Source organism: Chitinophaga sp., from assembly GCF_039596455.1.
In the GTDB taxonomy this organism is placed as follows: Bacteria; Bacteroidota; Bacteroidia; order Chitinophagales; family Chitinophagaceae; genus Chitinophaga.
In genome coordinates this window covers 501,226-514,146 of sequence record NZ_JBCNJR010000002.1, presented here as the reverse complement: position 1 = coordinate 514,146, position 12,921 = coordinate 501,226, and the positions used below count along the sequence as shown (strand labels likewise).

At 53.6% G+C, this 12,921-nt stretch carries 8 protein-coding genes; 1 reads left to right on the top strand and 7 read right to left on the bottom strand.

Annotation, left to right across the window (positions count from 1 at the left end; translation table 11 throughout):
* Positions 1-185 precede the first annotated feature (185 nt).
* From ABDW36_RS11790 to ABDW36_RS11775, 4 genes are all read right to left on the bottom strand, one after another.
* Positions 186-1,442, bottom strand: a complete 1,257-nt coding sequence (locus tag ABDW36_RS11790) for a FecR domain-containing protein (RefSeq protein ID WP_343702102.1) — start codon at positions 1,440-1,442, stop codon at positions 186-188.
* Between the two features lie 15 nt (positions 1,443-1,457).
* On the bottom strand, positions 1,458-2,072 hold the full coding sequence (locus ABDW36_RS11785) for a sigma-70 family RNA polymerase sigma factor (RefSeq protein WP_343702101.1): 615 nt from the start codon (positions 2,070-2,072) through the stop codon (positions 1,458-1,460).
* 144 nt (positions 2,073-2,216) lie between these two features.
* A complete protein-coding gene (locus ABDW36_RS11780; RefSeq protein ID WP_343702100.1) occupies positions 2,217-3,644 on the bottom strand; it encodes a Gfo/Idh/MocA family oxidoreductase in 1,428 nt (475 codons plus the stop codon).
* Positions 3,645-3,786: 142 nt separating this feature from the next.
* Entirely contained in the window at positions 3,787-4,875 is a 1,089-nt protein-coding gene (locus tag ABDW36_RS11775) for an alkene reductase (RefSeq protein WP_343702099.1), read from the bottom strand.
* A gap of 113 nt (positions 4,876-4,988) precedes the next feature.
* Between ABDW36_RS11775 and ABDW36_RS11770 the strand changes: the two genes are divergently transcribed.
* Positions 4,989-5,888, top strand: a complete 900-nt coding sequence (locus ABDW36_RS11770) for a LysR family transcriptional regulator (protein WP_343702098.1) — start codon at positions 4,989-4,991, stop codon at positions 5,886-5,888.
* A gap of 58 nt (positions 5,889-5,946) precedes the next feature.
* Here ABDW36_RS11770 and ABDW36_RS11765 read toward each other — a convergent pair whose 3' ends face one another.
* From ABDW36_RS11765 to ABDW36_RS11755, 3 genes are read right to left on the bottom strand one after another with little or no spacing between them, the layout of a single operon-like run.
* Entirely contained in the window at positions 5,947-7,485 is a 1,539-nt protein-coding gene (locus tag ABDW36_RS11765) for a DUF5689 domain-containing protein (RefSeq protein WP_343702097.1), read from the bottom strand.
* A gap of 29 nt (positions 7,486-7,514) precedes the next feature.
* Positions 7,515-9,029 carry a SusD/RagB family nutrient-binding outer membrane lipoprotein gene (locus ABDW36_RS11760; protein ID WP_343702096.1) on the bottom strand — a complete coding sequence of 505 codons (1,515 nt, stop codon included), beginning with the start codon at positions 9,027-9,029 and terminating at the stop codon, positions 7,515-7,517.
* Positions 9,030-9,040: 11 nt separating this feature from the next.
* Positions 9,041-12,295: a SusC/RagA family TonB-linked outer membrane protein gene (locus ABDW36_RS11755; protein WP_343702095.1), complete on the bottom strand. Its 3,255-nt coding sequence runs from the start codon at positions 12,293-12,295 to the stop codon at positions 9,041-9,043.
* Positions 12,296-12,921 lie beyond the last annotated feature (626 nt).

Genomic DNA, 12,921 nt, shown 5'->3' with positions numbered 1-12,921 from the left:
CCTGCGGATAAAATACCGGGGCCTGCAATAAAAAATTTGCATACTTTTGATGACGTTTTGGGTGAAAAAACAGTACCAGACAAGATTGTTGAATAACCCGGAATGCCGCTGCAAGCGGGGCCGCTCCGACTCTCACACCGGAGCGGTTTCATTTTGGTTATCCAGCTATTAAAAAAAGATGGCTGTTAAGGTGTTACAATGATCCTCTTCCCTTCTATCCTGAAATGCACCCCGCTCAGTTCCAGTATTTTCAATACTTCAGATGCATTATTATCACGTGGTATGGCCCCTCCGAATTTCTTTTGCGGCACGTTGCCTTCATACAATATCTCTACATCGTACCAGCGGCCTATTTGCCGCATTACCGTGCGCAGGTCTGTTTGCGCAAAAGAGAAATAACCCTGCTTCCAGGCTATCACCGCACCGGTATTCACCTGCTCTACGATGTGAATGGCGCCGCCGCTGTTTACCTGCGACTGCTGGCCGGGCTTCAGCACCGACGTGCGGCCGCTGCCGGAAGTAACCTTCACGCTGCCTTCCAGCAGCGTGGTGTTCACGGCCGGCTCATCGTTATAGGCGTTGATGTTGAAATGGGTGCCGAGCACTTCTATTTCGCTGCTGTTGCCGGAAGCAGTGCGCACCTTTACAACAAAGGGCCCGGCGCTGCGCCCTCCTTTTTGCAGGCGCCGGGCTACCTCCATGTATACCTCACCGGTAATTTCCACTACACGTTTTTCCCCGGTAAATACAGTGGGGTACCGGATGGATGAGGCGGCGTTCAGCCACACCTGCGTACCATCCGGCAACGTCACTTTAAATTGTCCGCCGTTGGGCGTAGTCAGTGTATTATAAGTTACTTCAGCCGCATTGCCCTCCCCCTCGTACTGCAGCTGGCCGCCCGTTTGGCGGATGGCGGTATGGCCCTGGCTGATGAGGCGGTTGCCCGCGCTGTCAAGGCTTACTACAGAGCCATCTCCCAGCACCAGCGTGGCTTTGCTGCTGCCGGGCGGCACATCGTTCTTGTGAGCGGTGATGACGGGAGGCGGCTGGTCAGGTGATTGCCGGAGAAGATAAGCGCTGCCGGCCAGCGCCAGCAGCACTGCGGCGGCGGCGGCCCAGCCCCAGCGGCGCAATGTGCGTATTCTGGCGGGTTTACGGCTTTCCGGGTCAACAATTGCACGCCACGATGCCGCTACGTCATAATTGGCAAAACGCGGGTTTGCTTCACTGAGCTGTTCCCACTCCTCTTTTAACAGGGCGGTAAGCTGCTCATCATCCCGGTTCTCACGGAGCATGTTTATGAGCAACTGCTCTTCTTCCGGCGTGGCAGTGCCTTGCAGATAACGGTGGAATAGTTCCTGTATGGTATTCTCATGCATAATGGCCGGGCGTATCAGGTGCCCCTGCATATAAGACGCAGCAGGTACCCGGCAGGGGGCCATGGGTGGCAAACTTTTTTAGAAAAAATTTCCGGCGGAGACGGCCAGCCATACCAGCGCAAGGGGCGCATTGCCCAGCCTGGCGCGGATAAAGGCCGTAACGGCCGCAATGGCCAGCTTCATATATTTTTTTACGGTGAGCACAGACAGGCTGGTCTGTTTCGAGATCTGGGCGTGGGTGAGGCCGTTGCGGCGGCTGAGGATGTACACTTTCTGCTGCTGCGGCGGCAGGTGGGCCACCGCTTCATCCAGCAGCGTAAAGAAATAAGCTGCCGCATCTGCCTCTGCTGGCGTTTCTGCTACGGGCACTGCGGCTTGCGATTGTTCCCACTCCGCGTTCTGCCGCTGTTCCCTGATCAGCTTGCGCAGCTGGTCCAGCGCATAGTTGCGGCATACGGTGAACAAATAGCTTTTGAAACGCTGTACATCTGCCAGCGCCTCACGTCCCATCCATATTTTGAGGAATACGTCCTGCACAATTTCTTCCGCAGTACCGGCTGAACGCGTCAGCCTGAATACGAAAGTAAGCAACAGAGGTTGGTAAACAGCCATCAGCTCCCGGAAAGCCTTTTCACTGCCCCCCGCTACCTGCTTCAGCAATTCCCTTTCATTATTTATCCCTATGGCAGACAAGATGCAACAAATAAAAAATCAGAAAAACGGCGGGTTGATGCGCCTGCAGCAATTGGGTACAATATATAAAGAAGTGCGGGAACAAACCATAAAAAAGAGGCCGCCTCTGTGGCAGCCTCTTCACTTGCATCCGGAATACCAGACTTACACCTTGTAATATTGTTCCCAGCCTTTGCGCGGCGGCGGGCCCACCAGCAGCTCATTGGCCTTTTTATTATTGGTGATCACTTTCTTATCACGGTCAAATTCCAGCTTGGTATCCAGCCACTGTGCCAGTACCCCCAGGCAGAACACCTGGCTCAACGGCCCGGCAATGGCAAAGGGAGAGCGGGTCTCTTCTTCGCCCTTGCAGGCTTTCAGGAAGTTGGCGTAGTGGTTGGACGGGCTCTTGGGCACTTCAGGCAGCCTGGAAGCCATTTCCTTCGCTTTTTCTTCAGGAATGATAGACAGGGTGCTGCCGTGAGAGCCGCCCTTGAACGTGAGGTCTTTGCTGTAAATGATCTTGCCCGGGTTGAGCTTGGCGGGCTTGATGGCGCCGGTGCTGGGCGGCGGAATGTTCGGGTCCAGGCCAGACACGCCGTACCCTTTCGGGATAGGCGGCAGGTTGTCTACCCCGTCGTACCACATCACCTCTACCGGGGGCATGCTGCCGCGCTTCGGGAATTTGAAAGAGAGCGTGGAAGACATGGGATAGAAGAAATTATTATGGCCGGAGAGCTTCACGGCGCTCACTTCGGACGGCAGGCCCATGTCGAGGAACTGGTGAGCCGTGTCAAGAATGTGCGCTCCCCAATCTCCCAGCGCGCCCATACCAAAGTCAAACCAGCAGCGCCACTGGCCGTTCACAAAATCCTTGTTATAGCTGTGGCCCTGTGTAGCCATCTGCCATACGTTCCAGTCAAGCGTAGACGGCGCCGTTTCTGCCGGCGGGAAAGACTTGATATGCGTATCCCAGCCGTGCCAGCGGCGGGGAGAGTTCATATGCGCGGTAATGGAGGTCACATCTTTAATAATGCCCGCTTCCACCCAGGCCTTGAACTGGAAATAGTTGGCTTCAGAGTGCCCCTGGTTGCCCATCTGGGTCACCACTTTCGGGTATTTCTTCGCCGCCTTCATCATCAGCTCCACTTCATTGAAGGTACGGGCCATCGGTTTTTCCACATATACGTGCTTGCCAAGGCCCATGGCCATCATGGTAATGGGGAAGTGGGAGAAGTCAGGCACGCCTACAGACACGGCGTCTATCTGGTTGCCCATCTTGTCGAACATCTGCCGGAAATCCTGGAAGCGCGGCACGTTCGGGAACATCTTCAGTATTTTCTGGGTATGCGGCGCGCCCATGTCTACATCACACAGCGCTACAATGTTGGCGAGGCCGGTTTTATACAGCTCGGCCGTAATTTCCCCTCCGCGGTTGCCAATGCCTATGCAGGCCAGGTTCACTTTTTCGTTAGCCCCTATCCTGCGGGGCAGCGGCATGCCCTTCGCCATCAGAATGCCTGGTGTGGCAGCAGCGGCAGAGGCCAGCATAGCTTGTTTCAGGAACGATCTCCTGGAGTATTCGTTATTCATAACAGTACAATGATTTAAAACATGGACAGCCAAAATACATAAATTATATCCAGAATTGCAATCGATTTCCACAAGCGGTAGATCAAAACGGAAAAAGGGGCTTCACTGGCCCCTTCAGATGGTGTACGTATCAGCACGTCTTTCAGCCCGCTATAGCGGCCGTGTTGTAAAACGGGTAGTCTGTATACCCCGCGCTATGGCCGCCGAAAAAACTGCTCCTGTCAGGCTCGTTCAGCGCCAGGTTATGCTGCAGCCGGTGCGGCAGGTCCGGGTTGGCTATGAACGGCCTGCCAAAGCCTACCAGGTCTGCCCATCCTTTCTCCAGCGCTTCGGCCGCCCTTTCTTTGGTGTATTTGCCGGCGTAGATGAGCGAGCCGGAAAAGGCTTGCCGGTATGCCTCTTTGAACGCCGGAGACATTACGGGCGCATGGTCCCAGTCTGCCTCTGCAATATGAATGTAGGCAATGCCGATGTTGTTGAGCACGCGGGCCGCGGCAATGTACGTTTCTTCAGGATGGTCGTCTACCGCACCCATCAGCGTGGTGAGCGGCGCCTGGCGCACACCTACCCTTTCCGGGCCAATAGCATCAGCCACGGCGCGCACTGTTTCATCCAGGAAGCGGAGGCGCTTTTGCAGGGTGCCGCCATACTCATCTGTGCGGAGGTTGGTTTGTGAGTCTATGAACTGCTCTATGAGGTAGCCGTTGGCGCCGTGCAGCTCCACTCCGTCAAAACCTGCTGCTATGGCGTTTTGTGCAGCTTTGGCATAATCTCGGGTGATCTGGTGTATTTCAGGAATGGTCAGCTCCCGCGGCATGGAATGCTGTACCATTTGCCCGTTCACAAATACCTTCACGCCTTCTGCCTGTATGGCGGAAGGGGCTACGGGCGCTTCACCGTCCGGCTGCAGGCTGGTGTGGGACACGCGGCCTACGTGCCACAGCTGCGCGAATATTTTTCCGCCCCTGGCATGTACCGCATCCGTCACTTTTTGCCAGGCCTTCACCTGCTCCGGCGTGTATATGCCGGGCGTGCAGGCGTAACCCTGGCCTTGCCGGCTGATCTGCGTGCCTTCGCTGATAATGAGGCCGGCGCCGGCGCGCTGGCCGTAATATTCCGCCATCAGGTCTGTGGCCACATCTCCGGCCGCGGCCCTTGAGCGGGTCATTGGGGGCATTACTATCCTGTTCTGCAAGGTATGGATGCCCATTTTGTAAGGTGTGAAAAGCATGGTATCCGCTTTAAAAGTTGATCTGTTTTTTGATAACAGGTACAAAATTCACTAAAAGCGCCTTATTATAATAATAACTTAAGTTTTACATTTGCATCATAAAACTAATAGTCATGTTACTGAACCTGGAGTGGCTCCGCACCTTCAAAGCCATTTATGAGCATGGTACCCTCACCGGCGCGGCGCAGGCCCTGTATATATCGCAACCCGGCGTGAGCCTGCATCTCAACTCGCTGGAAGCCTTTACGGGCTACAAGCTCTTTGACCGTTCCGCCAAAAAGATGGTGCCTACGGAAAGGGGGAAGGTGCTGTATAATTTTGTGCTGGAACCCATCAGCAAGCTGGAATCTGCCGAGCAGCTGTTTCACCGCAGCACGGTGGCAGACAGGGCCACTATCAGCATAGGGATGTGTTTTGAAACGTTCCAGTTCACGCTGGAGAAACATATTTCCAGCCTGCCTTTCAACGCCATCATCAAATTCGGGGAATACCCGCAAATGATACATGACCTCGATAAAGGTTTGCTTGACCTCATCATTACACCGCAGCGCAGCGATGACAAGAACCTGGAGTACAAGGCCTTTTCACAGGAGCGCATTGTGCTGGTATGCGGTTCCAAAAGCAATATCAAACCGTTGAAAACCCTGCTGAAGAACGGAAAAACGGAAGAAGCGGCCAGCTGGCTGAAGCAGCAGCTGTGGTACAGCACCGCTGCAGACATGGAGCACCTGCGCAAGTTCTGGCAGGTCAACTTCCGGCACCATATAGATTTCAAGCCGAATTACATAGTGCCCAACATCAGCTCCATTGTACGCTGCCTCAGCGGCAGCCAAGGTTTTTCTGTAGTGCCTGACTTTCTTTGCCGGGAAGAAATAGCGTCCGGCAGGCTGCTGCTGGCATGGGAGGGCAATCATGTGCTGGAGAACACGCTGTACTTCGGCACCAGGAAAAAAACGATGTACGAAAAAGAGATCGGGCGGGTGAAGGATATTTTTGAGCAGCACATGCTGTAAAAACAAACCGGGCCACTCCTTTCGGTGCGGCCCGGCGTTCTTTAACAGTGTGATCGTTTTATGGTTGCTTGAGTTTGGTAGACCCTTCGCCTTCAATTTCTTCCAGCAGGGATTCTTTGGTGAGCAGCACATTGTTCTGCACCCTGGCTTTCGTCCACCGGCCAATGGCGGGGTTGTACTCTCCACCCAGCATGAGCCAGTAGCCAAGGTCGGCCGTGTTGTACACCATGCTCATGGTATTGGAGCCGGCGCGGTAGAAAGGCTGATCTTCAACGGTAATGGGATTTTTCACATCGTACCAGTCTGTATTGGTAATGCGGTAACCCAGCGCGGGCGGGCCTGCTGTGTAGAGACTGCCGCCGGTGGCTACAAAGATCACGTCTATGGGTTTGGTATTGGCGTTCACCGTAGTGCCTTCAAACACGGCCAGGCCGGAAGCATTGCCGCTGTTGGCAAAGAGGCCGCCGGTTTTGGTGCCGAAGCCATCCCCGTTAGTTGTGGTATAATTGAAAGACCTGATCCAGTTGGACGTTGATATGCTGGTTGAGTTGGCGCCATTGATCCTTTTACCGGTACCGCCCACATAAAAGAAGGTGCCTTTACTGGCTTTACCGGAAGTGAGGTTGAACTTGTAGGTGCGCATGTCACCGGTACCCCAGCCATTGGTGGGGTAACCGGTGGGCGTAGACGCGTTGGCATTATTGGTTACGACAACAGAAAAAGGCGTCTGGGCAAAATCAATGTCCCGAGTAGCCATCAGCTGGATGTATTCATAGTTGCCATCACCTCCCTTTACGTCACTCATAAAACCGGTGATGATAATAGGCGTGATCTCCACCACAGCGCTGAGCTCCTGCACATCTTCCGCTTTGCGGAGGCGGAGCTGCGGCATCAGCTGCCCTTCAGGGCCGCTGGACACGTTTACGATGCCGAAATAGTTGGCCAGTACGGTAAGCGGTTTCTGCGCAAATGCGGCGGAAGGCTCTGTGAACATGGGCATATCCCCGAAGCCGTCTCCCACCAGCCAGTTGCCGGACATTACATCTCCCGGCTTGGGCAGCGGGTCAAAGCCACCCTTTACAATGGCCACCAGCGTATTCTCATAAATTTCCGGCTTAGTGAGTATCAGGTTGGCCGCAACGCGGTTAAGCGGAATGGGAACGTTGGAAGCCACTTTGGTGATGTCTTCCGTGGTAACGCCGGTGAGCTGCAGCTGCCCGTTCACCCTCTTCACCACTTTGCCTTCCACTTTGATATGCAGCGAATCTCCTGCTACGTAATTGGCTGCAGCGTCTCCCAGGGGGATGGCAATGCCGCGCAGCTTGCCCAGGCGGCGGGCATCCTGTATGACCAGGATGCCGGGAAGCATGTTGCCTTCTGTATGGTCAGACACTACCACGCCGGCAATCTGGCTGGAACCGAACATATTGGTGGTGTTCAGCGTCACCTCTCCTCCTTTGGCAAGGTTATGCAGGTTGTGGATATCGAAAATGGAGAAGTAGGGACTGATCACGCCACCGGGGTAATTCGTCTTTTCACAGCCCCAGAGCAACAGCGCCGCGGGCAAAAAAAGCAGGTATATAATTTTATTTTTCATCGTTCTTTTTTTATAGGTATAACCATTGGTTACGGCTTCTGCCACCAAACCTGTGTAGAGATCACGTCAGGCCCCTGCGCCGCCACCGCCTTTTTGTAGTTGGTGGGGTTGGTAGACTGTACGTATACCGGGTAGGTCATGCGGGCGGGCATTACGCCGTTGTTCCGCAGGCCTTCCCCTTTGGGCAGCACGGGATAGCCGGTACGGCGGTACTCGAACCACTGCTGCAGGTCTACGAACAACAAGGCGTAGTACTTCTGCAAATGAATGCGCTGCATCTTCTGCTCCAGCGTGGCCGCTTCGTCCCATTCCATATCCGCGGCGGCCAGGTAATCTTTCACATTACCTTTCCAGTCTGGCAGCCAGTAACGGATGCTGGCGTCAACACCACGGCTATAAAGCGTATCCGCAGGTAAGGTGTTGATCCATCCCTTTACCGTTGCTTCCGCCAGTATGAACTGCACTTCCGCGTAGTTCATCAGGATGCCTGTCATGGGGTCAGACATCATGGTGTATTTGGAGCTGGTAGAATAGAAGTAGGAACGTTTCACAGGGTTTGCGCCCGGTGCATACCCGCTGGGAATGCCCACGTAGGCGCCGGAAGAAGGCGCTATGCGCCACCTGTTAAAACCGTCAAAGCCGTGCGTGGGAATGTCTATGCGCGGATCGTTCCAGGAGGTGAGGTTGTCTATAAAGAAGCTGGCAATGCCCGGCGCACGATAGTCTTGCTCGCGTACGGCCAGCAGGGGGGATACATAAGGCCCGTTGCCCGTCCACCGCAATACGGCAGACTCCTCATTCTTGGTAAAAATGGGATAGGTGGAAGCAGAAGTGACAATCTGTTTGATCTTGTCTATGCACTGTTGCGATACCTCCGCCTTTCCAGATACTCTCATCAGCAGCCGCAGGTAAAGGGAGTTGCCGAAGCGGCGCCATTTGGCAAGGTCTCCGGAGAACACCGGGTCACCGTTGGCCACAATGGCGGGTGAGCTGGCCAGCCAGGTGTTAGCCTGTTCCAGCTTGCTGAAAATATCCAGGTAAATGTCCTTCTGCGCGTCAAAGGGCGGCTCAAACAGCAGGCTGTCTTTGGCCATATTGGAATAGAAATACGGCACGTCTCCGTATGTATCCGTGAGCATGGAATAGATCCATGACTGGCAGATGAGCGAAATGGCCTTGTACGAGTTATTGATGGTCAGCTCTTCGCTGGCAATCTTGTACATTTCCTTGAAGTTGGTCAGCTCCGAGTACCAGTTATTGTAGAGGTTATCCGCCCAGTTGGCGCGGAAATCGTACCGGAACACCTTGCCTTCCGCATCCGTTGCGTCTACGGTTACCTGCATCAGCTCGTTGTTGAAGTTACGGTTGCGCAGCAAGTTGGCGGAGAGGGTGTTTACCAGCGCCGGCGCCATCAATTGCGCAGGCGTGGCCTTTGCCGCATTGTTGGGATCTGTATTGATGTCTGTAAAGTTCTTTGTACACGATGACAGCCCGATGCCCAGCATCAGTACAGCACTTGTGACGGTATATATGATCTTCTTCATGATTATTCGGATTAAAAGCCTACAACTAAGTTAACGCCCAATGTACGGGTGGAAGGGAACTGCCCGATCTCGAAACCCTGTACAATGTCAGTACCGCTGAGCGTGCCAAATTCGGGATCAAACGCCGGCCAGTCTGACCAGATGAACAGGTTACGGCCGTACACACCTACCGTGAGGCGTTGCATGCCCAAACGGCCGGCAACTTTCGGGTTCAGCGTATAGTCCAGCCGCGCTTCCCTGAACTTGATGAAGTCTGTACGGAAGGTGCTGCCTTCAGCATTGTCTATACCGAAATGGGAACGGTAGTACTCGTCAATATCCCTGGCTACTACATCATTCTTCCTGTATTTGCCGTCTGCGTCCATGATTACACCGTTACCAATGATGCCGTTATAGCGGCCCGGCAGCGTGTTTTTGGTTTTGCCCTGTTCAGCCAGTTTATAGTGGGTAAGCGAGTGGCCTACCGCGCCGTACTGGCCGTCAAACAGCACGTTCAGGCGCCATTGTTTGTAGATGAACTCGTTGCTGAAACCCAGCCGCCATTTGGGAATAGTATTACCCAGGTATTTTACGTCCTCGGAAATTTTGGCCCAGCCTGTTCTTTCGTCATACACCACCTGGCCGTCAGGAGAGCGTACATAGCCCCTTCCGTAGAGGTCTCCCATGCTGCCGCCTACCGTAGCTACTATCTGGCCGCCGCCCACGGGGCCTGTTTGCAGCACTACAAAGCTGTCTGCCAGCTCTTTGATAGTGTTTTTGTTGGCAGAGAACACGATGTTGGTATTCCAGGTAAAGCCTTCCTTGTTCTTCAGCGGAGAGCCGTTCAGGGTGATCTCGATGCCTTTGTTATTTACCATGCCTGCGTTGATGAAGGCCCTGGTATAGCCGGATGCACGGTCTACGATACGCTGGAGTATCTGGTCTTTGGTGTTGGCCGTGTATACGGTTATGTCCGCTCCCACGCGGTTCTTGAACATCTTGATAGCGCCGCCCAGCTCGTAGGTGATGGTACGCAGCGGCCGCAGGTCTGGATTAGCCAGTGAAGAAGGCAACCTCAGGCCGCCGCTGTACAAGCTGCCCGCAGTAGCATAGTTATAAGCGGTGCGGTAGGGTACCGTACCGCCGCTGCCTACGCCGGCCACAGAAAACCGCAGCTTGGCAAAGTTGATGGATTGCGGCAGCCTGAAAGCGTCTGAAGGAATAAAGCTCATGCTCACTGAAGGATAAAAGAAACCGGAGTTGGCAGTACGTTCCGGCGTGGCCAGCACGCTGTTCCAGTCTTGCCGCGCGGTGAGGTCCATATACAGGTAACCTTTATATGCGCCTGAAATCAGCCCGTAGAAGCTGTTAATAGCGTATTTGCTGCGCCAGGGCATGGTTACCAGCGGGCCGGCGGCATTAGACATGGAGTAGATGCCGGGGTAAGTGAGGGAGTCTGCCCGCACTTCGTCACGGTTATAGGTATTGCGCAACATGCTGCCGCCCGCGGTAACGGAGAAGTCAAAGTCGTTGTTCACTTTTTTGTTATAGCGCAGCAAAAAGTCTGAGCTGGCTTCCTGTGAAAAGATGTTCTGCGTACGGTAGCTGCCTTTCTGGAACTTGGCGCCTGCATCGTAGGGCCGCTCCTGCCCGCGTTGCTCATACCCGAAGTCTACAGAAGTACGTACCTGCAGGCTCAGCTCTTTGGTAAAATTATAGGTGGCTTGTACGTTACCTGTTACCCCGTGGCGGTTGGTACGGTTAATGAACTCATAAGCCACGGCATAAGGGTTTTCAGGGAAGGTGCTGTAGGGGAAAGATATTTTCAGGTCTTCCTGGCCGTTGACCCAGTAATTACGCAACCAGTCGAGGTCGGCACTGGGCTGCCAGAAGATGTACCAGTACATGATAGACTGGTTGCCGTAACCCGCGCCGGGCAGGTTGTCACTCTTTTTGTTGGTATAGTTGATCTTTGATGAAATGCTCAGCTTGTCGTTCACCTTAGAGTTGACAGCCATAGACACCGTATTCCGCTGGTAGCCGGTGTTGGGGATGATCCAGCTGTTGTTCACATTGGTGAGTGAAAAGCGGGCGGTGGTTTTGTCTGTACCGCCATCTACGCTGATGGTGTTGGTATAGGTTTCCCCATTGCCAAAAAAATCATTCACCTTGTTTTTATAAGGCACCCAGGGCGTTCTTTCCGCGCCTTGTTTCTGGGTAACGGGGTCGTATTGGAAAAACTGCTGGCCTTCAAAACGCGGGCCGTAGGCAGAGCTGGTGCCGCTGGTGCTGCCGCCGTCTACAGAGGCGCCGTAGGAATAATAGTCAGCGCCGTCAAGCCCCTGGCCATATTCAAACTGGAGGTCCGGCCAGCGGTTCACGTGCTCCATAGAAGCGTTGGAATTGATGGAGACGCCCAGGCCCTTCTTTTTGCTGCTGCCTGATTTGGTGGTGATGATGATGGCCCCGTTGGCGCCGCGCTGACCGTATAGTGCGGCTGCGCCCGGCCCTTTCAGGATAGTGAGGCTTTCAATGTCTTCCGGGTTGATATCGTTCAGGCCACTGCCATAGTCTGCCGGCATGTTATCACTGCCTGTGCCGTAAGCCGTTTCTCCTTCAACGGCGGTACGGCGGCCGCTGCCCTGGTTGATCACCACGCCGTCTACCACTATGAGTGCTTCATTATCGTCTGTGAGGTTGTTTTCTCCGCGGAGAATGATCTTGTTGGAAGCAGTAGGGCCGCTGCCGGAGCGCACCAGGTTTACGCCCGCCACCTTGCCGGAGAGCGCGTCTGTCCAGTTAGAGGGAAGCGCCTCCGTTAACTGCTCGCCGTTCACTACGGGAGCGGAATAACCCAGGGCCTTCTCATCCCGCTTGATGCCCAGCGCAGTGGTGATCTGCACCTCATTCAGCATCCTCGGGTCTGGCAGCAGCTTTACGTTCAGCATCTGTGTGTTCTGAATGGTAAATTCCTGGGTTACATAGCCGAGGAAAGAAAATGTAAGCACAGAGCCCGGCGCGGGCAGCGTAATAAGGAAGCTGCCGTTTTTGTCACTGGCGGTACCGCGGTTACCACCCTTTAGCCTGATGGTAACCCCGATCAACGGTTCTCCTTTTTCGTCTGTTATCTTTCCGCGCACTACCACGGAAGAATCAAAGCGGGCGGCTTCTTCAATGCCGGTGTTCCCAGGTTGTGAAATGAGCGGATGCCTTTCTGCAGGCTTGCCGGATGCAATGCCGACAATACACAGATGCAGGCCGGTGATAAGTAGGAAAAAATGTTTCATCTGTTAATATTTGATTTTTTACAGGCCAGATGGTACATCGCACTGTTATGGCCTTGTGCGATAAAATGTATCAGGCTCGGTGTCATTCAACAATTTTTAAGGTAACGGCAACCTCAGTAACATTTAGTAAAACAAATCTCAGCGACGATAATGATCCTGGTTCTACGGCGCGCATCAATATTGTACTTGACGATTTTTAACGGCCGCAAGGTATACGCGCTATATAAACTCAATGTTAAGCGTGGAAAAATTCTGTTGCTTTTTGTTATTAATTATTGCTAACAGCTATTGATTTTGGTTTTTTTTGAAAAAGCAGTGCCCTTCCCGTTGCGTAGCAGCATGCAACGGAGGGCCGGCCTCACTGGCCAGGCGGTCTGTTTATTTTAGGCTGAAAAATTGAAGGATGTCCGGCACTCACACCGATAGCCCTATTCCTGAAAATCCTCGCTGGTTGATATACCTGGCCTGCGCCGGGGTACCGTGGAACGTATCATCTGTTTCTCATCATCCTATGGAACAATGCTAAAGTAGAGAAAAAAAGAAATTTAACAAAATTTAATTAAAGGTAAACAATCGTAACCTAACTGAAATATACCGAAACTATTCCATCCGGCCCGTATACAAAC